General features: G+C 70.1%; 18 protein-coding genes and 1 tRNA gene. 2 read left to right on the top strand and 17 right to left on the bottom strand.

The features are described from left to right. Positions 1-125: 125 nt before the first annotated feature. The 3 genes from FJY73_03650 to FJY73_03640 are packed head-to-tail and all read right to left on the bottom strand — an operon-like array spanning position 126 to position 5587. Positions 126-3293: a tetratricopeptide repeat protein gene (locus FJY73_03650; GenBank protein MBM3319753.1), complete on the bottom strand. Its 3168-nt coding sequence runs from the start codon at positions 3291-3293 to the stop codon at positions 126-128. A gap of 3 nt (positions 3294-3296) precedes the next feature. Further along, on the bottom strand, positions 3297-3782 hold the full coding sequence (locus FJY73_03645) for a hypothetical protein (protein MBM3319752.1): 486 nt from the start codon (positions 3780-3782) through the stop codon (positions 3297-3299). Then, on the bottom strand, positions 3779-5587 hold the full coding sequence (locus FJY73_03640) for a tetratricopeptide repeat protein (protein MBM3319751.1): 1809 nt from the start codon (positions 5585-5587) through the stop codon (positions 3779-3781). Before FJY73_03640 ends, FJY73_03645 begins: the two co-directional genes overlap by 4 nt. A 316-nt stretch (positions 5588-5903) precedes the next feature. Here FJY73_03640 and FJY73_03635 point away from each other — a divergent pair, with 316 nt between their 5' ends. Then, positions 5904-7742, top strand: a complete 1839-nt coding sequence (locus tag FJY73_03635; protein MBM3319750.1) for an ATP-dependent Clp protease ATP-binding subunit — start codon at positions 5904-5906, stop codon at positions 7740-7742. Positions 7743-7799: 57 nt separating this feature from the next. Here the strand turns inward: FJY73_03635 and FJY73_03630 are convergent, their stop codons facing one another. The 7 genes from FJY73_03630 to pilM all read right to left on the bottom strand — a co-directional run bounded on the left by FJY73_03630 (position 7800) and on the right by pilM (position 13035). After that, on the bottom strand, positions 7800-8081 hold the full coding sequence (locus FJY73_03630) for a TlpA family protein disulfide reductase (protein ID MBM3319749.1): 282 nt from the start codon (positions 8079-8081) through the stop codon (positions 7800-7802). A gap of 36 nt (positions 8082-8117) precedes the next feature. After that, a complete protein-coding gene (locus FJY73_03625; GenBank protein ID MBM3319748.1) occupies positions 8118-9002 on the bottom strand; it encodes a hypothetical protein in 885 nt (294 codons plus the stop codon). Positions 9003-9087: 85 nt separating this feature from the next. Further along, complete coding sequence (locus FJY73_03620; GenBank protein MBM3319747.1) at positions 9088-9957, bottom strand: YegS/Rv2252/BmrU family lipid kinase; 870 nt, start codon at positions 9955-9957, stop codon at positions 9088-9090. A gap of 591 nt (positions 9958-10548) precedes the next feature. Next, positions 10549-11013, bottom strand: a complete 465-nt coding sequence (locus FJY73_03615; protein ID MBM3319746.1) for a hypothetical protein — start codon at positions 11011-11013, stop codon at positions 10549-10551. Positions 11014-11015: 2 nt separating this feature from the next. Then, positions 11016-11498, bottom strand: coding sequence for a hypothetical protein (locus FJY73_03610; GenBank protein ID MBM3319745.1), 483 nt, complete (start codon positions 11496-11498; stop codon positions 11016-11018). After that, positions 11495-12004, bottom strand: a complete 510-nt coding sequence (locus tag FJY73_03605) for a hypothetical protein (protein ID MBM3319744.1) — start codon at positions 12002-12004, stop codon at positions 11495-11497. Before FJY73_03605 ends, FJY73_03610 begins: the two co-directional genes overlap by 4 nt. Continuing rightward, the gene (pilM, locus tag FJY73_03600; protein ID MBM3319743.1) at positions 12001-13035 is read right to left on the bottom strand and encodes a pilus assembly protein PilM; all 1035 of its coding nucleotides are present in this window, start codon (positions 13033-13035) and stop codon (positions 12001-12003) included. The genes FJY73_03605 and pilM overlap by 4 nt, the downstream gene beginning before the upstream one ends. A 912-nt stretch (positions 13036-13947) precedes the next feature. On the opposite strand from pilM, the gene FJY73_03595 reads away from it, so the two are divergent. Next, positions 13948-14020, top strand: a tRNA-Arg gene (locus tag FJY73_03595). A gap of 194 nt (positions 14021-14214) precedes the next feature. Here FJY73_03595 and FJY73_03590 read toward each other — a convergent pair. From FJY73_03590 to trpE, 7 genes are all read right to left on the bottom strand, one after another. After that, complete coding sequence (locus tag FJY73_03590) at positions 14215-15615, bottom strand: T9SS type A sorting domain-containing protein (protein ID MBM3319742.1); 1401 nt, start codon at positions 15613-15615, stop codon at positions 14215-14217. Positions 15616-15742: 127 nt separating this feature from the next. Next, positions 15743-16972 carry a tryptophan synthase subunit beta gene (trpB, locus tag FJY73_03585; protein ID MBM3319741.1) on the bottom strand — a complete coding sequence of 410 codons (1230 nt, stop codon included), beginning with the start codon at positions 16970-16972 and terminating at the stop codon, positions 15743-15745. Further along, the gene (locus FJY73_03580) at positions 16969-17595 is read right to left on the bottom strand and encodes a phosphoribosylanthranilate isomerase (GenBank protein MBM3319740.1); all 627 of its coding nucleotides are present in this window, start codon (positions 17593-17595) and stop codon (positions 16969-16971) included. The genes trpB and FJY73_03580 overlap by 4 nt, the downstream gene beginning before the upstream one ends. Then, positions 17583-18371, bottom strand: a complete 789-nt coding sequence (gene trpC / locus FJY73_03575; protein ID MBM3319739.1) for an indole-3-glycerol phosphate synthase TrpC — start codon at positions 18369-18371, stop codon at positions 17583-17585. Before trpC ends, FJY73_03580 begins: the two co-directional genes overlap by 13 nt. Before the next feature lie 3 nt (positions 18372-18374). After that, the gene (gene trpD / locus FJY73_03570) at positions 18375-19454 is read right to left on the bottom strand and encodes an anthranilate phosphoribosyltransferase (GenBank protein ID MBM3319738.1); all 1080 of its coding nucleotides are present in this window, start codon (positions 19452-19454) and stop codon (positions 18375-18377) included. After that, positions 19451-20017, bottom strand: coding sequence for an aminodeoxychorismate/anthranilate synthase component II (locus FJY73_03565; GenBank protein ID MBM3319737.1), 567 nt, complete (start codon positions 20015-20017; stop codon positions 19451-19453). The genes trpD and FJY73_03565 overlap by 4 nt, the downstream gene beginning before the upstream one ends. Positions 20018-20029: 12 nt before the next feature. Beyond that, positions 20030-21508, bottom strand: coding sequence for an anthranilate synthase component I (gene trpE / locus FJY73_03560; protein MBM3319736.1), 1479 nt, complete (start codon positions 21506-21508; stop codon positions 20030-20032). Between the last annotated feature and the right edge of the window lie 44 nt (positions 21509-21552).

Below are 21552 nucleotides of genomic sequence, written 5' to 3'. Positions count from 1 at the left end.
CCCCTCGATCGTGAGGGTTTCGAGGTCGATCGTTTGCCGGCGCGTCGTCTCCTCCGGCGAGCCGGGGGAGGCGGCGCGGAGAGGAGAGACGAGAGCGAGAAGAAGCGGGACGAGGAGAAGCGTTCTCATCGGTTCTCTCCTTCGCGGCGTCCCGCCTCCTCTCCCCCGCGAAGGGAGAGGTCCGCGGGAACGACTTCCGGGGACGCGTCCGGGAGCGAGAGGAGCCACTCGGCCGCCCGCGCCTCGAAGGCGCGCGCCTTCTCCTCGACGAGCCCGCGGTAGAGAACGAGGTCCTCCCCCGCGAGGTCGCCCGGCTCGGGAGCCTCCCGGAGGAGCGCGGCGCCCTCCTCGAGCGAGGCGGACGCCCGGAGCGCGAGCGCCGCCCGGTTCGCGCTCCGCGTGTGCGGCCCCTCGATCGACTCCTGCCGCCGGAGAAGATCCGCCGCCACGCTCCACTTCTCGTCGCACCGTTCGATCGCCTGAAGAGCGGCGCCGATCGCCTCGGCGCGCGCCTCCGGATCGGCCGGGAGGCCCGCGAGGGGGAGCGCCGCCGCGCGCGCATCCTCATCCGCCCGGCGGATCAGCGTGTCCGCGAGGCTCGCGTAGAGAGAGAGCCGGCGTCCCTCTTCCCCCGCGGATCGAAAAAGAACCGCGGCGTCCGCGTAGAACGGCTCGGCGAGAGAGGCGGAGGCGGCGCGGCCCGCCTCGATCTCGCGGAGGAGAGCGGTCCTGCCGTAGACCTCGAAAACCTCCGCCGCCTCGCGCGCCGCCGTCTCGGTCGTCCCCTCGAAGCGGAGGGCGATCGCCCGGCGGTAGAGATCGATCCGCTCCTCGAGAAGACGGCCCGCCTTTTCGCCCGATCCTCCGCGGCGCCAGCGGGCGACCTCCTCGGTCCAGGTTTTTTCCTTGACCCGTGAATAATCGATGAAGGCCCGCGCCGCGTGCGCCTCCTCTTCTTGGCCGGAGGCGCCCTCCGACTCGGACGCGCGGACCGCTCGGGAGAGGCGGTCCGCCGCCCGGGCCTCGTCGCCGGCGGCGAGCCACGCGCTCCCGGCGCGCGCGAGAAGCTCGATCGGCCGGTCCTCTCCCTCCTCCCGGGCCCGGTCGAACGCCTGCGCGGCGCGCCCGTTCTCTCCGTCCCCCGCGTAGACGAGGCCCAAGCGATAGAGGGCTTCCGCCGCGAGCGGCGTCCCCGCACCGACCGCCGCCGCCTGCTCGAGGGAGGCGCGCGCCGCCTCCCTCTCCCCCGCGCGCTCGAAGGCTTCCCCGGCGCCGAGGAGATCCTCGGCCCGTGGGAGCACCCGGACCGCGCGCTCGTAGAGCCGCGCGGCGAGGGAGTCCCGGCCGGCGCGCGCGGCGCCCTGGGCCGCCGCCGCGAGCCCGGCGCGCGTCTCCTCGCTCCCCGCGCCCTGAACGGCGGCCGTGTCGGCGAGCGCGAGGACCTTCTCCCGCTCGTCGAACAGGGCGCGGCACGCCGTCTCGCGAAGAAGAGCGTCCGCCGCGACCGCGGTCGATCGGTACGCGCGGACGACGCGAGCGTACCCGTCGGCCGCCCCGGCGGCATCCCCCTCGGCCTCAAGATCCCCCGCCGCGAGAAACGCGCTCGCCGCGGCCCGCTCGAGGCGATCCTTTCGGTCCGCGTCGTTCTCGGCGGAGGCGGCGGCGCGGAGGAACCACTCCTCGGCCGCCCCTTTCTCCTCCCTCGCCGCCGCGAGACGCGCCGCCCTGGCCTCCGCCTCTCCGCGGAGAGGCGGGGCTGCCCCTTCCGCCGCCCGCGCAGAGAGAGCGAACGCCGAGGAGAGACGCCCGGCCGTCTCCTCCCGCTCCGCGGCGACGAGGAGCGCCTTCCGCGCTTCCTCCGATTCCGGATACGCCTCCGCGTACCGGATCGCGGCCCGCGCGAGCCCCTCGTCGGTCCGCCCGAGGCTCCGATGCGCGAGGACCGCGCCCCGGAGCGCGTGCTCCCTCTCCTCCTCGGGGAGCTCTCCCGCATCGATCCGCTCGAGGAGCGCGAGGCTCTTCTCGTTCTCGCCGAGACGCGCCCGCGACTCGGCGGCGAAGAGGAGGGCCCGCGCCGTCTTGTGCGCGCCCCCCTGCGTGTCCGCGTGCTCCTCGAAGAGACGCGCGGCCGCGCGGAGATCCTCCTCCGTCCCCGTCTCGAAGCGGAGGAGCGCGGCGTTCCACGTGTTCCTCTCGATCTTCCCCCGCACGGCGTCCGCCCGGTCCCCCTCCGGCCTCGCCGCCTCCCACCATTCCCCGCCCGGGGCGTAGCGCCGCACGAAATCCTCCATCTCCATCCCCGCCTCCCGCTTCCGCTCGCCTGCGCTCAATGCTTCAATCATTCGATCGTGAACATCCGGAGCGTCGGACGCGCCTGCGTCCATCCGAAGCGCGCTCCGGAACGCCCGCTCCGCCGGGGCGGGCCGGTCGTGCTCGAGAAGGGCCTCCCCGAGCTCGACGAGCGCCGCGCGCCGGAGGCTCCCCTCCGGAAAGCGCATCGCGAAGCCGTCGAGATCGCCCGGATCGGTCTCGACCTGCACGAGGGCGAGCGATCGAAGGATCTCGGAGAGGCTCTCCTCCGGGCGCCCCGCGAGATCCCCTTGGAGCGCGCGCGCGAGCGCGGCCTCGAATCGCTCCCCCGCCTCGGGGAGGGCGCCTTGTTTCAGGCGGCACCACCCGATCCGGTAGTCGAGCTTCATCGCCCCGGCGTCCACGCCCGTTTCCTCGGCCGCCTCGAACGCCTCCCGCGCCCCCTCCCAGTTCCCGCGGGAGAAGCGGAGCTCGCCGAGCCGAAGGAGCGAGGCGGCGCGAAGGGCCGGTTCGGAAGCGAGAGCCGTCGCCTCGAGAAGCGCCCGCTCCGCCTCATCCGCCCGCCCCATCTCGTCGTGGCAGACCCCGAGCGCGTGGAGCGCCTCGACGCTCCCCGGGAAGTCGGCGCCCGAGCGCGCGACCTCCTCGAACGCGCGGATCGCCTCTCCGTAATCGAGAACCGGAGGCGGGGCGGAGCGTCCGGCGGCGAGCGCCTCCTCGTGGCAGAGGGCCGCCTCGAGATACCGGGCCTTCTCCCGCTCCGCGTAGAGATCGCCGAGGAGGAGGAGAACGGGGGCGCGCATCGCGCTCTCCGGATACCGCGCGAGGAGCGCCTCGAACGAAGCGATCGACGCCTCCCGCGCCTCCCTGTCCCGACCGGCGCCTTTCTCGGCCGCCGCGCCCGGAGCGAACCCGGCGAGAAGAGCGAGCGCGAGGCACGTCGCGCCGGTTCCTTTCCACATGAAGAAGATTCCGCGCCGCATCGTTCACCACCCCAAAGCGAGAGAGATGCCGAACTGAAGAAGAAAGCCCGTGGCGAAGGCGATCTTCTTCCCGTCGGCGTCGGTCGTGCAGAAGGTCGCGACGGTCCCGGCGAGGATGCCGCGCGGGATCGCGTTGCGAACGACCTCCCCCCGCGTGAGGACGAGATCTTCCGGACGGATATGCGGAGAGGAGCGGAGCGGCGTCGCGGAGAGGTCGGGGGCGTTCGGATCCGCGTTCTCGATCGGATGGAAGAGGCGGACCGAGCCGTCCGACCAATGGATCTCGCGCACCTCCGCGAGCGGGAGAAGGCGGCTCGCGCTCCGAAAGTCCTCGCGGATCGCAAGGTCGGTCGCGTCGAGCGAGAGGATCCTTCCGACACGAACCGTTCGATCCGCAAGGATCACGCGATCGAGGGAAGGCTCCCCCGTCTCCGCGAGGCCGGGCGCGGCCGCCGCGAGAAGCGAGAGGGCGAGAACGAGCCTCCTCATCGGTTTCCTCCCGCGCCGCCGAGCGCCGCCGTTTCCCGGGTCTCCCCCCGGCCGCTCTCGAAGAGCGCCTGGGCGAGCGAGAAGTCGGCCCTCTCCCGAATCGCCGCCCGGGCGGCCGTCTCGCTCTCCGGATCCCCGGCGCGCGGTACGCTCGCCTCGATCCGCTCCACGCGGAGGGTGAGCGTCTCGTGTCGTCTTCGAAGGGCCCGCAGAGCGCTCTCCCCGCCCGCGTCCCCCGCGGGGAGAAGACCGAGGACCGCCCCCTCGTGCGCCTTGATCTCCTGGGAAAGCTCCCGAAGTGCCTCCCCGCGCTCGCGGGCGAGGTCCGCCCCGCGCGCCCCCGCCGCTTCCCAGGCGGCGCACGCCGCGAGCGCCTCCCGAAAGACGGCCGCCGCCTCGCTCCAGAGCCCGAGGCGCGCCCGGCACGAGCCGTCGAGAAGAAGCGCCTCGGCGGCGAGACGCGGGTCCTCCGAGACCCGAGCCGCCGCGAGGAGCTCGATCGCCTCCCCGAAACGGTCCCGCTCGGCGGCGACCCACCCGCGCGCGAGGGAGGCGCGGGCCTCCTCCTCGCCTTCCACGCGGGCGAAGCAGGCGTCCGCCTCCTCAAGCCGCCCCGCCCGATGATGAAGATCCCCGAGCGCGAGAAGCGCACGGCCCCTCAGGCGGCGTTCCGATTCGGTTCCCCCGCCCGGCGCCCCCGCCTCCTCGAGCGCCGCGCGGGCGGCGCTCTCGTCCCCCGCGCGAAGATGCGCCTCGGCGAGCGCGTACCGTGCGAAGCGGCGCCACGCGCTCTCTTCCGGCACCGCCGCGAACAAGGCGATCGCCTCGCGGGTTCGTCCGGCGCGCGCGAGCGCGGACCCGCCGAGATAGCGGGCGGCTCCTTCCTCGGGCGAGCCGGGAAAGCGCGCCGCGATCTCGTCGGCGAGACGGAGAACGGTCTCCCCCTCCCCCGCTCGAAGGGCCCGCTCGGCGAGGCGGACGAGCGCCGCGGCAGCGAAGGGGCCCGCGCGCATCCCCTCGTAGACCGCGCGCGCCGTCTCCTCGAAGCCGAGCTCCTCGAGGGAGCGCGCCTGGTAAAGGCGCGCCTCCTCGCGAAGGTCCCCCGGCCGGAAGCCGGCGACGATCGCGCCGAACGCCTCCGCCGCCTCCCAGAACCGGCGGCGCTCGTACGCCCGCATCGCGCGTCTCCAGGCCGGGTCTTCCCGCGTCAGGACCGGAGGCCCGAGGCGCTCGTCGAGCCGCATGCGGGCGATCAGGCTCCGCACGCCGTAGACCGCCATCTGCTTCGTGTCCTCGACCGGAAGGGGAACGCTCTCGGTGATCGACGCCCGTCCCGCGAGCAGAACCCGCCCTTCCCTCGTCGAAAGAAGACGACACTCCATGAAGAAGTGGGGACGCTCGTTCCATCCGAGGAAGCTTCGCGTCTCGCCGTACCCGGTGACCGTCCCCACGAAGAGGCCGTCCGCCCCGAGCTCCTCTCCGATCGCCCGCAGAACGTGCGGCGCGGTCGCCTCGGCTTCCGGAATGCCGCGCGCGCGAAGGAACGCCGCCACCTGATAGCGGTCGACGAGAGCGGGGAAGTATTTCTTTAGCTCTAAACTGAACGCGTCGGTGGCGAGCTCGTCGAGATGCGGAGGACATCCCGCAACCTGTTTTCGAAAGAGAAGAACCGCGGCGTTCTCGATCGGGCGCTCCTCCTCGGCGTCCTGTCCCCGCCGGACAAAGACCGACGGAGCGCATCCCGCGAGGGGAAGCGCGAGGAGAACGAGGAGAGCGGACGCCGCGGTCCGCCGTCGCATGCGCATGCAGGGCCTCCCGGGGGGAGGGCTCCCGCTTCCCCCCGCTTCTCCGATGATCGACCGAGCGGCCGTTTCCCTTCGCCCCGCCGGGTCGCATAAGGCGTGCCACCCCTCGACGCGCGCGAGAGCGCCGGGGAGGCCGCGCGGGCCGCGCGCACGCGCTCCCGCGGCCGGCCGATCGCGCGGCGTCCACGAGGCCGAACGGACGCGAGAAAAGGTGCTCAACAACCGATACGCTGTTCAGGAAACGAACGCCCGGGCGGGTTGACAGGGGACGCCCCGGTTCCTATTCTCGGCGAGGACCCTCACGAAAGGACCCCCGATGAACGATCCGGAAACCGGACCGCCGGAGGCCGCGGAGACCGAAGAGACGCCTCTCTCGATCCTCTCCCACATCTCGACCGATCTCAGCCACCTCTCCCACGAGCGGCGCGTCAGCTCGCTTGTCCCCTGGAAGTCCGAGGTCACCCGTCTCCTCGAGACCCTCCAGAAACGCTCGAACCACAACGTGCTCCTCCACGGACCGGTGGGGGTCGGGAAGCGGACGATGGTTCTTCGGCTCGCCGAGCTGATGGCCCACGGCAACGTCGCGCCGAACCTTCGCGCGAAGCACATCCTCGAGATCACGCTGCCGAGCGTGATGCCGTACATTCAAGACCCGGGAGATTTCGAGCGGGTGCTCTTCCACGCGATCAAGGAGGCGGTGGGCCGCGAGGACGTGATCCTCTACTTCAACCAACTCGAGAACTTCCTCGGCCGAACGGACGGCGGGTTCGGGGGCGCCTCCGCTCTCCTCGAGGTCGCTTCGCGCCAGCCGCAGCTCCAGATCATCGCCTCGATCTCGGAGTGGGCCTACCAGAGGGCGGTCTTCGAGCACCCCTGGATCGAGTCGAACCTCGTCCCGATCCAGGTGGCGGAACCTTCTCCCGACCTCGCGCGGAAGATCCTCCGCCTCGTGCGCGGGAAGCTCGAGCGGTTCCACTCGATCGAGATCACGGCGAACGCGGTGGACAAGGCGATCGACCTTTCGAGTTACTATCTTCGCTCGCGCGTGCTCCCCGGGAAGGCGCTCGAGGTCCTCGACGAGGCGTGCGCCGCCGAGGTCGTGCGCGCGCGGGGCGAGAGACGAAAGCCGCGCGCGGTGAACGCGGAGGTCGTCGGGGAGACCGTGAGCCGCCGCCTCGGCATCCCGATGGAGAAGCTCTACGACCGGGCGGGGGGCTATCTCATCCGCCTCGAGGAGAGCCTCTCTGCGTGCATCAAGGGGCAGTGCGAGGTCGTGCGCCGCGTGGCGGACGTTCTCCGCGTGGCGAAGGTCGGGCTCTCCTCCCACCCGGAACGACCGGACGGCTCGTTCCTCTTCATCGGCCCCTCAGGGGTCGGAAAGAACCAGCTCGCCCGGCGCCTCGCGATCGAGCTGTACGGGAACCTCGACCATCTTCTCCACCTCGACATGGCGCAGTTCACCGGGGACGACGCGGCGCAGAAGCTCCTCGGGACGCGCGGGACGCCCGGCGTGAAGGGGGTCCTCGCGGCGCTCATCGAGCGGCGGCCCAACGCGGTCTTCCTCGTCGACGGGATCGAGAAGGCGAACCCGAAGGTCGGACCGATCCTCCTCCAGCTCCTCAAGGAAGGGAGGATCACCGACGAGGAGGGGCGCCACATCTCGTTCGCCGCGACGACGGTGGTGGTGATCGCGAACTCGGACAACCTCTTTCAGGAGGAAGAGCAGAAGACGGTCGGGTTTCTCGAGAGCGAGAGCACGAAGACGATCGAGATGCAGCGCCGCGCGATTCAGCAGGCGACGGAGAGTTTCTTCGCCGCCGACTTTCTCCACGCGTTCGACGCGGTCCTCTACTTCGACCCCCTCACCCCCGAGTCGGTGCGCGCGATCGCCGAGATCGAGATCGAATCGATCCGCGAGCGCCTCGCGCGGCGCGGGGTCTCGCTTGTCGTGGACCCCAAGGTGGTCCGCCTCGTCGCCGAGCGGGGGTTCAGCACGCGCACCGGCGCGCACCAGCTCACCCGAACGGTCGAGGACCTCGTCCTCCGCCCCGTTTCCCTCTATCTGCTCGAGAACCTTGAGGTGAAAAAGATCGTCCTGGAGGCGGACGGGGAGACCGTGCGCGCGCGGAGCGCCCCCTCGCGGAAGAAGAAATAGGCCGCGGACGCCCGATCCTGAGTGGGGGACAGACACCCTGAATCCGTAGGGGGCCTGTCACCTTGTCAGAAGGGCGGCGACCCGCGCCTCGAGCTTCGCCGCCTCGGCCGGCTCGTACCCGACGATCTTCTCGACGATCTTCCCCTCCCGATCGATGAAGAAGAGGGTCGGGATCGCCCCGACCTGATACGGCTTTCCCGTCGCTCCCTTCTCCCGATCGTCCATCACGACCGAATAGGAGAAGCCCTTTTCGCGGAAGAAGCGTTCCACATGCGCGGCGGAGTCGTCGTAGCTCACCGAGAAGAGAACGAGCCCTTCGGAGGCGAATCGTTCGGCCAGTCGTGCGAGTTGAGGAGCCTCCTCAACGCATCCTCCTCACCACGTCGCCCAGTAGGAGAGAAGCGTCGGCCGTCCGGCGCGCGCCTCGGCGAAGCGGATCGGCTCGCCGTCCGTGCGCGGAAGGGTGAAGTCGGGGGCGGGGTCTCCGGGAAGGAGGGCGCGGCGTGCCTCCGCCTCCTCGGAGCTCCGGGCCAGCACGACCGAGGATCCGTCCCACGCGACCGATGCGATGCGGTAGGACGCATCCCCGAGAAGGAACGGCTCGTCCATCGCGTAGAGCTCGATGCTGTTCCGGTTCCCGTCGAAGGTCCCGTCGCCGTTCGCGTCGATCACGAGCCGGTCCGCATGATCATAGATCCCGTTTCGATCGTTGTCGTATAAAAGAAAACGCGTCCCGCCGCGAGGGAAGACCCCGGTCCTCGTCTCGGCCGGATAGAGACGGACACGCCCTCCGGTTTTGCCGATCTCGAGGAGAAGACGGAAGGAGGCGCTCCCCTCCGCCGTCCCCGAAGCTCCGGCGACCGGGAAGGCGAACGAAGCCGCATCGGTCCAGAAGTACCCCTCGCTTGTCGAATCCGGTTCGAGCGGAACCGGTTCGGCCGAGAGAAAATCCCCGATCCCGATGGGATCGATCCAGATGCGGCTCTCGATCGGAAGGCCCGAGGCGTCGGTCGCGGCGAGGATCGCGGGGCCGCTCTCCGGGTCCGATCCGATCGGGAGGCGCGCCGTCCAGAGGACCGCATCGGGAGGGAGCTCGGGGGCTCGGTCGCCCCGCTCCGCGCGCTCGAGCGGGAGGCGCGGCGCCCTCGGGCTGTGCACGAAGAGATCGCCGGCCGGCTCGCTTCTCGTCGCGACCCGCTCCTCTCCCGCTCCGCACGCGAGGAGAAGAAGAGAGAGAGCGAGCGGAATCCTCATGATCATGTCGCCTCCTTCGGCTCGGGGGACCGAGCGGGAACCACGCGATGAGAATAGAAAAGAGCGCGCCGCCGCGCCAGGGAAAGCCGATTCACGCCGGGACCCGCACGCGAAGCGCCCGCGGCCGGATCGAGTAGTCGAGCACGTGCCCGAACCGGAACGGCTCGCCGTCGAGGTGCACGGGACCGCTCTCCGATCGGACGATCCGGAAGGAAGCGCTCCGCAAGGTCTCCAGGTTCGAGAGCTCCCGGACCGATCCGTCGAAGAGCTTCGGCGCGTAGAGGAGAAGCTCGAAGGCGGAGAGCTTCCGCACGACCACGATATCGAGAAGCCCGTCCGAGGGGTCCGCGCCCGGCGCGATGATGGCCCCCGCTCCGAACTGGTTCAGGTTGGCGACGGTGACGAGGAAGACCCGCGCGATGATCTCGCGGTCGGGGAGACGGAGGCTCACCTCGGCCCGTCGGTACTGGAGCGACTCCCTGGCGGCGATCCCGAAGTACGGGAGAAGCCCCCGAAACGGTCCCCGGTTGAACTCTTCCCCGACCACCGCGTCGAAGCCGATCCCGGAGACGTTGAAGAACGGCTCGCCGTTCAGGTACCCGACGTCGATCGCGCGGTCCTTCCCCTCGGCCAGCACGCGGAGCGCCCGCCTCGCCGAGACCCCGATCCCGAGCCCTCGCGCGAGCCCGTTCCCCGACCCGAGCGGAAGGATGCCGAGCGCGGTCTCGGTCCCCTGAAGCGCGGAGGCGACCTCTCGGATCGTGCCGTCCCCTCCGACCGCCACGACGAGCCTAGCGCCCGAAGCGGCGGCCCGCTCCGCGCGCGCGCGAAGCGCCTCCCGGCTCCCGGGCACCTCGATGGCCACGTCCTCGGGCGCGAGGAGAGAGACGATCCGCTCCGAGATCATGAGCCGATCGCGGCGGGTCCCCGCCCGCGGGTTGACGAGAACAAGGACGCTCACGCCGGCCCCCCTCCCTCACCCGCGCGCGGGGCGAAGCGCGTGGGGCCTTCACCGGATTGCGCCGCCCACTCCCCTCCCGCCCCGACACAAAAGGGCCGCCCACGAACGGACGGCCCTGAACAAATGTCCCCCGCGCAACCCGTGCACGCTACATTGGAAACCCAGGGTAGTCTAGGCAGTTTCCCTTTCGAACGATTTGGTTCACAGGACGAAGCGCGACACGAAGGAAGGCAGGGGATCTTCTTCCTCCGGCGGCAACCCTCTTTACAAGAGACGTGCCAGGATCCCCGTCGCGGGCCCGCATCTAATCCTCTACCCAGTCGCCGGTTACGTCGATCCCTTTTCTGCGAACTTGATTCACAGTCGAAAAGGGCCCTCCAAGCTACAGGAATTGGGGAAAAACCCTTCACGTTTTTTGTCAGATCCTCCATCGATCCTTTTCTGATCGCATCGGATAGAAGCCGTTCTTCGGAGATCCCTCCTCCCGCGAGGGGAAGCTACGTCCCGTGTAGCTTCCAGGCGGGTTTCTTCTCGGGCACGATCGGACTTCCTTTTCTATCGCTCGGGCGGCCGATCCCCGTTCCCCCCGCCTCAAGGAATCGGGAGGGAGTAGATCACCCCGTCGTGCTCGACGAGCGCCTTTCTTTCTTGGATCGAGAGGACCGTCCAGCCCCGATCCGAACCGCCCGCGGCGAGGGGGCGCGACTCGGAACGGCCGAACGCGAGAACGATCGTCCGTCCTTCCCCCTCTCCCAGGGCGCGGGCGATCCGGGGGATCGCCTCCGATGGGGAAGGGGCCGGTGGCGGGGCGGAAGGAGCGGAGCCCCGGAACGGATCGCGCGGGATCGGCCGCTCCGCCCACTCCTCCGCCATGCGGTCGCGCGCGCGGGCTCTCTCGAGGACCGGGGGCTCCTGGGAGGCCGCAGGGGCTTCCGGGCGATCGACCTCCGGAAGCGCCTCGCGCCGAAAATGCGCCGCGTCGAGGGCGCGCCACGCGCCGAAGAGGACGACCGTCGCGAGAAGGAGAACCGCAGGACGCGGCAGGCGGGCGCTCATGTTCAGGCCCCTCCCTCCGCCACCGAAGAAAACTGGACGGTGAGCGCGACGCCCCCTCCCTCGGGCACGATCTCGAGGCGGTCGATACGAAGCGGGCCCGGCGTTCGGTCGATCACGCCGAGAAGATGCGCCGCGTCGGCGAAGCGCCCGCGGACGCGAAGCCGGATCGGCTCCCCGCCGCTCCACTCCGCTCGACCGGGAGCGAAGCGTCCGAACGCCTCCCGCCATGCTCCCGGGACCCCCTCCTCAGGGAGAACCCCGCGGGGCGCGAGCGCCGAACCCGCGGAGGCGAGGTACTCTTCGAGAAGGCGGCTCTCCGCCCTCTCCCGGGCGCGCGCCTCCTCGAGCGCCCGCACCTCGGCTTCCCTTCGGGCGATCTCCTCTCCCCACTCCGACCGACCGAAGGGACCGCTCCCCCCGACGGCGATCTGCAAGGCGAGAAGCACCACGGCCCCCGCGGCGGCGAGAACCTCCGGGCGGCTCATGGGGCCCTCCTCTCCTCGGCGAGAAGGACGAAGGACGAGGGCCCGGTCTTTTCCTCCCTCACGGTCGGGAAGGAGCGCGCGACGAGTGGATCGCGCGCGAGGGCTCCGGCGAGCGCCGCCCCGGTCCCCTCGCTCCCCTTCCCTTCAATCCGAAGGGCGCGCGCCGCCCCGTCGTACGCGATCCGTTCGATCCTCCCCTCCGGCGGGAGCTCCTCGGCGAGAAGAGCGAGGAGCGCCTTCCAAGGAACCCGCTCCACCCGCTCCTCCACCCGTTCCCTGGCGCGCCATCCCTCCGATCCCGATCCGGCCCCCGCCTCCGCGGCCCTCGCCTCGACGCGCCTCCGCGCCTCCTCCCAACGATTCGCCGCCTCCCGGCTCTCGTGCCTCTCGACCGCGAGAAAGAGAACGCCGATCGCCAGAAGCAGGAGGGGAAGAACTGCGCCTGGTCTCCGATCGACCGGGCGGACCGCGGGGAGGAAGTCGAGATCGTACCGATTCTCGCTCATGCTTCCCACCAAGCGGTGAGGCCGACCGCCGTGAGGAAACGCGCCGCCTGCCCCCGCAGAAGGTTCCTCTCTTTCTCGCTCCAGCGCGGCGGAAGCTCCAGGCTCTCGAAGGGGTCGACCACGTGCGTCTCGAGCGCGAGCCGCCGCCCGAGGAGGTGGTCGATCCCGGAAAGGAGAGCGCCCCCCCCGCCGAGATGCAGCACGCGCACCGGCCCGTGCTTTCGGCGAAACCCATCGATCGCCTCGCGGGTCTCGTCGGCGAGGGAGAGCGCGCTTTCCCGAACGAGATCGATGAGCGTCGGCGCTTTCTCCCGCCATTCGGGGCGCACGCGGGCGAGAGGGACTTCCCCCCGCTTCACGTTCTCCGCCTCCTCCCGGTCGATCCCCGCGCGCTCCATCAGTTCATTCGTCAAGCGATTTCCGCCCGTCCGGAGACGCCGGCAATAGAGAGGAGAGCCTTCCTTGCGGATCACGAGCCAGCTCCCGCTCTCCCCCACGTCGAGGAGAGCCCGGCAGCTTCGTTCCTCGCGGAGGGCGGGATCGTGGAGAAGGTGGCGGATCCCGGCGATCGGCGCGGCAGTGAGACGCCGGGGATGCATGCCCATCCGCTCGAGCGCCGCGAGGGACTCCTCCGCTTCCTTACGGGGGGCGATCGCGGCGAGAACGGAGAGGCGTCCTCCCTCCTCGTCGCGCCGCGTGACCTCGTGCGCGAGCACCCAATCGACTTCCGCGGAGAGGGGGGCATGGCGGCGCATCTCGAAGGGGAGCGAGGATGCCCAGTCCGTTCCGGGCGCGAGCGGGAGGTCGATCTCGCGGATGTGGATCTCCCCCTCCGGGAGAGAGGCGCGGAGATCGGCGCCGCGCCCTCGGATCCCCGCGTTCCGGAGCACCATCCCGGCGCGGGCTTCTCCCCTCGCGGGGCCCGACGCCGCGTGGGAAAGCCGCGCGCGTCCCCCGGAGAGAACCACGCGGACCGCCTTGACGCTTGTTCCCGACCAGTCGAGGCCGATCCGCACCGACCGCCTGAACATGGCGCTCGCTCCCTTCTTCCGGTGACGAGGGTACTGCCCGACGCGCGGGAGGGACAACCGCGGGATCGAGGGCGAGGCCCCGATCTTCTTCCCGGAGGCGCTCGCCGGGCGCGCCGTTTCGGCCTCGCGCGTTCCTTGAAGAGAAAGCGAGAGGACGGCGCCGGTCCCGCCGGACGCCGTCCACGCGAGCGAGCGCGCGGCGGGCCTTCCCGCCCGATCCTTCACCCCAAAAGAAGAAGGCCGCCTATTCGCCGTGAGCCCAAGGGAGAGTGGAAATGCGGACGTCCACCTCCATTCACAGACTCCGAACGAGAAAGCGGCCTGTTCGATCGTATCCGTGTTCGCCGGCGCCGTTCGCCCGCGCCGGGCCGGCTCCCGGGGAGCAGGGGGTGAGCCGTGAACTCCCCGCACGCCCCCCGGGCTTCCGCCGACCCGCCGAAGCCCGGACCGCGCGGCCGCTCGGCCGCGCTCCCTCCGCCGCGACGCCGGCCGCCGCGCCAGGTCGCCGCCTCGCGCACGCTCGCCATCCTCGCGACCGATCCACACCGGGGCGCGAAGGCCGGTTCCCGGCCGGTTTCTCCCGGTCGCGCAAAGGGTGGAGCGGCATTGTAGGATCCCCAATCCTCCCTGTCAACTCTTTTCTCGCGGGGATCGCGTCCGCATCGAACCGATTGTCTCGCAACGGATTACCCAGATTCGGCACTCCGATTCCCGCCCGTGTTCGCCCTTTTTGCCGGGTGCAACCTCTCCCGCGCCGGTTCCCGGCGGGGCGCGAGAGGCGAGAAGCCGCATCCCCTCCCAACGAAGCCCGCCTCGCCCCGCGCGCCCAGACATTTCGGTTGGACGGAGAGAGCGGCTGGGCTACAATGCACCCTGCGCCGCGCGGCGAACGCCGGCTTCTTTTCTCGACATGCGCCCGTAGCTCAGTGGATAGAGCACTGGCCTCCGGAGCCAGGTGTCGGAGGTTCGAATCCTCTCGGGCGTAGGCCTCTCGGGGATCTTCCGTGCCGGAAGATCCCCTTCGCGGTTCGGGTCTCTCCTCGGCTCGAGCCGAGAACCCGCGATCGACTCGATATCAATCAATCGACAGTCAAACGTATCGATTGATTCGATCGATAGATGCTTTTCTCGTCTCTTGTTTATCGAAACCACATCGATCGACATCTGAATAGTTGCGGCTCATCGAAGGAGCACGACCTTCTTCCGCTCCGTTCCTCCGTCCGATCGGAACACGCAGAAATACACCCCGGGGGCGGCCCGATCTCCCCGCGCGTCCCTTCCGTCCCAGACGAACTCGTTCGGTCCCGCGTCGAGGCGCCCGAGATCGACCCGAAGGACCTCCCTCCCCGCGAGGTCGTGAACCCGCGCCTCCACAGGGAATGGGCCGGGGAGACGGAAGGAGACCCGCGTAGACCCTCGGAACGGGTTCGGCCCGCCCGCCTCGGGCCTCGCCCCCTCGGCCCTCCGCGGACCCTCGAGACCCGTCGACAGATCCTCCAAGATCTCCTCGATCGGAAAGCCTCTCTCGAACGGGTTCTGAAATCCCATCAAGTGGCGGACGGTCGCCGCGACGTCCTCGAGCCTGTACGTGCCGAACGCGACCGTCCCCGCGCGGATTCCAGGCCCCACGAACACCGCCCAGATCTCCCGGCACCCGGCGCAGTTCAGTTGGCAGCCCGAGTGGTCCGGAAGCCACCCGTGGCCGTGATCCACGAAGCCGGTTCGCACATCATCCAGATGGCGTCCATGGTCGGTCGCCACGACGAGGAGCGTGCGGCCCGCGTAGAGCGGATGGGATTCGAGGAAGGGCCAGATCTCGTCGACGACGAGGCCCTCGGCGGTGCGGTAGACCTCCTCCAGGCGCGCCCAGTAGCAGACCGTATCGTTCTCGCAACAGGTCAAGCCGACCGCATGCGCCAAGAAGTCGTACTCGCTCAGGTTCACCCCCATCCAGACGACGTTGTGGTTCTGCAGGTGGTCGAGCGCCGCCCGAACGATGAGCGAGTCCGGCCCTTCGTAGAGCGCGCCGACCCCCATGCAGGAAGGGGCCGGAGACCTCACGAGACAGGTGTGCGCGCGGTAGAGCCTTCCGTATTCCGGATGGGCCGAGAACGCGTTCGTCGCGACGAGATGCTCCTTCCCCGTCGCGAACGCAACCACGCACTCCGAAAGCCCTCGTTCCTTCCGGAGAAGCTCGAAGTGCATCGGCTCGGCGGGATGTCCTTCCATGTTGAGGCACTGCCCGGGATCGCCTGATCCCCAGAGGATCGCGTGGTTCGGATCGGTGATCCCCCGCGTCTCGTTCACCACATCCGGAACGTACGCCCCGTACGAGCACGCCCAGTCGGCGAGCCGCTCCCCCCACGCGAGGAACTCCGACTCGCGGATTCCGTCGATCGTGACGACGACCGCGCGAAGGCCTTCGGCGCGCACCGAGGGGGAAAGCCAGGGCGAGGCGAGGAGACCGCACGCCAGAAGCGCGGCGGCGATCGAGGAACACGCGGGGGGGAACGGCATCCGGGCGCCCGGACGGCTCACGGCGAGCCCTCCCTCGACGATCACGGACGAACCCGCGAACACCCGCCGATCCGGCGGGGACCCGATTCCGAAAAGGGAAACAACCGATCCGGCTTGCCCTCAGTAAAGCCTCTCTTGGGCCAACTGTCAAGTCCTGAAGGATGAAATCCCGTTCGAATGGTCGGAGAGATCAGCGGGAACGAGGGGGCTTCCCCTTCGATCCCGAAACCTTCTTGCCGAGGCTCTTCCGGACCGTCTCCAGGTCCTTGTCCCCCCGGCCGGAGAGGTTCACGAGAACGAGGGTCTTCTTCGAGAGGGCGCGCGCCTGCTCCGCCAGGTAGGCGAGCGCGTGGGCCGATTCGAGGGCGGGGAGGATCCCCTCGGTCCGCGCGAGAAGGTGGAAGGCATCGAGCGCCGCCCGGTCCCCGACCCGCGCGTAGCGAACCCGCCCCTCGGCGCGGAGGAAGCTGTGCTCCGGTCCGATCGAGGGGTAGTCGAGGCCGGCGGAGATCGAGTGAGTCGGGGCGATCTGCCCGTGGCGATCGTGAAGCAGGAAGCTCCGCGTGCCGTGCAGGACCCCTTCCGATCCGCCGAAGAACCGGGCCGCGTGCGCGCCGAGCGCCCCTCCCCTCCCTCCCGCCTCGACCCCGACCATCGCCACCCGCTCGTCCCGAAGAAACGGATGAAAGAGGCCGATCGCGTTCGACCCTCCCCCGACGCACGCGACGAGGAGGTCGGGAAGGCGCCCCTCGCTTCGAAGGATCTGCCGGCGCGCCTCCCGGCCGATCACCGTCTGAAAGTCCCTCACGAGGAGCGGGTACGGGTGCGGGCCGAGAACCGATCCGAGGAGGTAGTGGGTCGTTCGCACGTTCGTGACCCAGTCCCGCATCGCCTCGTTGATCGCATCCTTCAGGGTGCGCGATCCCGCGTCGACCGGCGCGACCTCCGCGCCGAGGAGCCGAATCCGCGCGACGTTCGGGGCCTGCCGCCGCATGTCCTCGGTCCCCATGTAGATCGTGCACTCCATCCCGAGGAGCGCCGCCGCGGCCGCCGTCGCCACCCCGTGCTGCCCCGCCCCCGTCTCGGCGACGATCCGTTTCTTCCCCATCGAGCGGGCGAGGAGCGCCTGCCCGAGCGCGTTGTTGATCTTGTGCGCCCCCGTGTGGCAAAGATCTTCACGTTTCAAATAAATCTTCGGGCCGCCGAGGGCGGCGGAGAGACGCGCGGCGAAGGAGAGCGGCGTCGGCCTTCCGCAGTGCGCGCGGAGGAGATCCGAGAGCCGGCGGCGGAAGGAGCGATCCCTCCGGCACGCCGCGTACGCCTTCTCGAGATCGAGAAGGGCCGGCATCACCGTCTCCGGCACGAAGCGCCCGCCGTACGCCCCAAAATATCCCCGCCGATCGGGCACTCGCTTGGTCATGTTCCCATCTTCTCCCACGCGTCGCGCGCCGCGCGGACGAACCGCCGGATCTGCTCGCGGCTCTTCCGCCCGGGAGCCTCCTCCACGCCGCTCGAGACGTCCACGCCGTCCGGACGGAGGATCGCGATCGCCTCGCCGACGTTCTCCGGGCGGAGCCCCCCAGCGAGCAGGAAGGGGCGCGGAAGAGCGAGCGAGCGCGCCGCTTCCCAGTCGAACGCCCGCCCGGTCCCGCCCCCTCTCTCCGGATCGAACGCGTCGAGAAGATACCACGCCGCGGACGGGTCGTTCGCGCGGCCGACCAAGCGGTCCCCATTGACCCGAAGCGCGCGGATCACCGGGAGGCCGATCGCCCTCGCGTCCTCCGGTCCTTCCGACTGGAGCTGAACAAGATCGAGCCGGGCCTCCTCCGCGATCCGCCGGATCTCTTCCGGCGTCCCGCCGACGAAGACCCCGACCGCGCGGACCGGCGTCCCCTCGAGACGCGCGCGAAGGACCGAAGCTCGGCGCGCGCTCAGGCGCCTCGGGCTGGGAGCGAAGACGAACCCGGCGAGATCGGCCCCCGCCTCCGCGGCCGCCTCCACATCCGCCTCGCGGGCGAGCCCGCAGATCTTCACGAGCCCCACTCGGTCCCCTCCAGAAGGCGGCGGACCGCATCCCCCGGCGAGGGGGCGCGCATCAGGTGTTCCCCCACGAGGATCGCGTCGAACCCCGCCGCGCGGAGGAGCCGCGCTTCCTCCGGACCCCGGATCCCGCTCTCGCTCACGCGAACCGCATCGGGCGGGATCGCGGGCGCGAGCGCGAGCGAGACGCCAAGGTCGACGCGGAAGGTCGCGAGGTCCCGGTTGTTCACGCCGATCGTCTCCGCCCCCGCGGCGAGCGCCTCGTCGAGGTCCTTCCCGCAATGCACCTCGACGAGCGCCTCGAGGCCGAGCGCGCGCCCGAAGGCGAGAAGGTCCGCGAGCTCCGCCCGCAGAAGCGGCCCCGCGAGAAGAAGAAACGCGTCCGCGCCGTGGACCGACGCCTCGGCGATCTGGTACGGATCGACGATGAACTCCTTGCAGAGAACGGGGAGCCGAACCGCCGCGCGCGCCTCCCGAAGCGCCTCGAGCGATCCCTGGAAGAAGCGCGCGTCGGTCACGACCGAGACCGCCGACGCGCCGTTCGCCTCGTACGCCGCCGCGATCTCCGCCGGGTGAACCACCCCCCGGATCACCCCCGCCGACGGGGACGCTTTCTTGATCTCGGCGAGGAGCGCGAGGTGTTCCCTCCGAAGCGCTTCTCGAAACGGCCGAACGTCCGTTCGTTCTTCCGCCTCGCGCCGGAGCGACGCGAACGACCGGGCCTTCTTCCTCTCCGAGACCTCGTCCCTCTTGTGGCGGAGAATCGTATCGAGGATCACGTTCTACGAGCCTTCGGGGAGGAGCCGTTCGGGGCCCCGGCCCCGCGAGCGAAGGAACTCGAGCCGCCCGCGCGCCGCCCCCGAATCGATCGACTCGATCGCCCGATCGATCCCCTCGGCGAGCGTCCCGGCCGTCCCGGAGACGAGGAGCGCGGCCGCCGTGTTCGCGAGGATCGTCTCGCGAGCCGGACCCGGCTCCCCGGCGAGGACCGAGAGGGCGATCGACGCGTTCGTCTCCGGCGGCCCGCCGCGGATCGCATCGACCGGAACGGAGGCGAGCCCGAAGTCCCGCGCGGAGAGCGTGAGGTTCCGCACGCGCCCCCCTTCCACCTCGGAGACGAACGTTCGCCCCCCGAGCGTGATCTCGTCCGTCCCCTCCTCGCTGTACACGACCCACGCGCGCTCCGCCCCGAGACGCGCGAGCACCGTCGCGATCGGCTCGGTGAGCGCCGGTCCGTACACGCCGAGAAGCTGGCGCTTCGCGCCCGCGGGGTTCGTGAGCGGCCCGAGAAGGTTGAAGATTGAACGGACGCCGATTTCGCGCCGCGGGGCGATCGCGAACTTCATCGCCTCGTGAAGGAGCGGCGCGAAGAGGAAGGCGATCCGCCCCTCGTCGAGACAGCGCTCGACGTCGGGATAGGATAGACGGATGTCGATGCCGAGCGCCTCGAGAAGATCCGCGCTTCCGCACCGGCTCGACACCGAGTAGTTGCCGTGCTTGGCGACGCACGCTCCCGCCCCCGCCGCGACGAGCGCGGTGATCGTTGAGATATTAAAGGTCCCCGCTCCGTCCCCTCCGGTGCCGCACGTGTCGAGAACCGGATCGTGGATCGTCCGCAGGCGCCGCGCCTTCGCGCGCATCGCCTCGGCGGCGCCGAGGATCTCCTCGACCGTCTCCCCCTTCATTCGGAGCCCCACGAGAAACGCCGCGATCTGCGCGTCGGTTCCCCGGCCCTCCATGATCGCGCGCATCGTCTCGCGCATCGTTTCGGCGCCGAGATCGCGGCGGTCTTGCACGAGGGCGCGGATCGCCTCCCGGAGAGGAGAATGGTTCGGGTCGTTCGCGTGCGCGCCGGGTTTCATGCGATGTCGAGGAAGTTCCGGAGGATCCTCTTTCCCCGCACCGTGAGGATGGATTCCGGATGGAACTGGATGCCCCACACGAGGTGCTCCCGGTGCTGGAGCCCCATGATCTCCTTGTCGGCCGTCCAGGCGATCACCTCCAGGCATTCGGGAAGGTTCTTTCTCCGGACGACGAGGGAGTGGTAGCGGGTCGCCTCGAACGGGTTGTCGATCCCGCGGAGGATCCCCTTCCCGTCGTGGATGATGTGCGAGGTCTTCCCGTGCATGATCGTCTTCGCCGGCCCGATCTCCGCCCCGTACGCCGCCCCGATGCACTGGTGCCCGAGGCAGACGCCGAGGATCGGGATCGATCCTCCGAGACGGCGGATCGCCTCGACCGAGATCCCTGCGTCCTCGGGCCCGCCGGGTCCCGGGGAGAGCACGAGGTGATCGGGCTTCTTCCGGCGGATCGCCTCGACGCCGATCGCGTCGTTTCGAACGACCTCGATCCGCTCCCCCATCTCGCCGAAGTACTGCACGAGGTTGTACGTAAAGGAATCGTAGTTGTCGATGAGGAGGATCACGCCGCGTCTCCCCTATTCGAGCCCGCGCGCCGCGGTTTCGATCGCCTTTCGAAGGGCGTCCGCCTTCGAGAGGGTCTCCCGGTACTCCCGCTCGGGGACCGAGTCGGCGACGATGCCCGCCCCCGCGCCGATCCGCGCCCGCGTCCCCTCGACGACGATCGTCCGGATCGCGAGGCACATGTCCATATGGTTCGCGTATCCGAAGTAGCCGACCGCTCCGCCGTACACCCCGCGCCGGACCGGCTCGCTCTCCTCGATCAGCTCCATCGCGCGGATCTTCGGCGCGCCGGTCACGGTCCCCGCGGGGAAGCACGCGCGAAGAACGTCGAAGGAGGTGAGCCCCTCGCGGAGCCGCCCGCTCACGTGCGAGACGATGTGCATCACGTGCGAGTACTTCTCGAGCACCTGGAACTCCTCGGTCGCGACGCTTCCGAACTCCGCCACGCGCCCGACGTCGTTCCGCCCGAGATCGACGAGCATCACGTGCTCCGCCCGCTCCTTCTCGTCGGCGAGAAGCTCGCGCGCGACTCTCTCCTCTTCCGCCGGATCGGCGCCGCGCGGCCTCGTCCCCGCGATCGGCCGCACCTCGATCTTCCCGTCCCGCTCCCGGACGAGCACCTCGGGGGACGAGCCGATGATCTTGAGGTCCTGAAGATCGAGGTAGTACATATAAGGAGATGGATTGATCGTTCGGAGCGCACGGTACACATCGAACGGATCCGAACGGAGGGTCGTCTCGAGGCGCTGCGCGAGGACCGCCTGCAGGATCTCCCCCTCCCGGATCCACTTCTGGATGCGCCGCACCTTCCGGCAGTACGCCTTTTCGTCGAGCGTGCTCGTGTAGTCGATCCGCCCGCCGCCCCGCGGGCTCTCCCGCGGCGGAACCGGCCGCCGGAGCTTCTCGATCACCGCCTCGATCCGCTCGGCGCCCGCTCGGTACGCGCGCTCCGCGTCTCTCCCCTTCCCCGCGCGGACGAGCGTGAGGACCTGCACGCGGTGGGTGAGGTTGTCGAAGACGAGAAGGGTCCGCGGAAAGAGGAAGAGCGCGTCCGGAACCGGCCGGTCGGCGCGCGCGCGGACGGGGAGCGTCTCGAAGGCGCGGACCGCATCGTACGAGAGAAAACCGACCGCGCCCCCGTAGAAAGGCGGGAGCCCCTCGCAGGGGACGACCACCTCGCCGCGAAGCGCCTTCTCCACCGGCTCGATCGGGTCCTTCGCCGGGAACCGCCGGGGAGCCGACCCGGCGCGCGCGACGACCGCCGTCCCCTCCGCGACCGTCACCGTGATCTCCGGATCGAACCCGAGGATCGAGTAGCGCGCCCACCTCTCCGAGACCTCGACGCTCTCGAGGAGGAACGCGCTCCCCTCGCCCATGAGCTTGAGGAACGCGGAGACCGGGGTTTCGAGATCGGCGAGGATCTCCCGGTAGACGGGAACGAGGGTCCCTTGGCCGGCCAGCTCCCGAAACTTCGCCCATGAAGGAATCGTCATCGATGCTCCCGGAATCGGATCGGCCGGCGGCCTTCTTCGCGGAA

It is taken from the genome of Candidatus Eisenbacteria bacterium, from assembly GCA_016867715.1.
GTDB lineage: Bacteria > Orphanbacterota > Orphanbacteria > Orphanbacterales > Orphanbacteraceae > VGIW01.
This window is presented reverse-complemented; position numbering and strand designations above follow the sequence as displayed.

Bases quoted from the DNA above. Each gene is read 5' to 3' on its own strand.
- FJY73_03605 (MBM3319744.1), bottom strand. From the start codon at position 12,004: ATGAGCGAGAATCGGTACGATCTCGACTTCCTCCCCGCGGTCCGCCCG.
- FJY73_03610 (MBM3319745.1), bottom strand. From the start codon at position 11,498: ATGAGCCGCCCGGAGGTTCTCGCCGCCGCGGGGGCCGTGGTGCTTCTC.
- FJY73_03615 (MBM3319746.1), bottom strand. From the start codon at position 11,013: ATGAGCGCCCGCCTGCCGCGTCCTGCGGTTCTCCTTCTCGCGACGGTC.
- FJY73_03650 (MBM3319753.1), bottom strand. From the start codon at position 3,293: ATGCGGCGCGGAATCTTCTTCATGTGGAAAGGAACCGGCGCGACGTGC.
- FJY73_03625 (MBM3319748.1), bottom strand. From the start codon at position 9,002: ATGATCATGAGGATTCCGCTCGCTCTCTCTCTTCTTCTCCTCGCGTGC.
- trpB (MBM3319741.1), bottom strand. From the start codon at position 16,972: ATGACCAAGCGAGTGCCCGATCGGCGGGGATATTTTGGGGCGTACGGC.
- trpD (MBM3319738.1), bottom strand. From the start codon at position 19,454: ATGAAACCCGGCGCGCACGCGAACGACCCGAACCATTCTCCTCTCCGG.
- FJY73_03635 (MBM3319750.1), top strand. From the start codon at position 5,904: ATGAACGATCCGGAAACCGGACCGCCGGAGGCCGCGGAGACCGAAGAG.
- FJY73_03640 (MBM3319751.1), bottom strand. From the start codon at position 5,587: ATGCGCATGCGACGGCGGACCGCGGCGTCCGCTCTCCTCGTTCTCCTC.
- trpE (MBM3319736.1), bottom strand. From the start codon at position 21,508: ATGACGATTCCTTCATGGGCGAAGTTTCGGGAGCTGGCCGGCCAAGGG.
- FJY73_03645 (MBM3319752.1), bottom strand. From the start codon at position 3,782: ATGAGGAGGCTCGTTCTCGCCCTCTCGCTTCTCGCGGCGGCCGCGCCC.
- pilM (MBM3319743.1), bottom strand. From the start codon at position 13,035: ATGTTCAGGCGGTCGGTGCGGATCGGCCTCGACTGGTCGGGAACAAGC.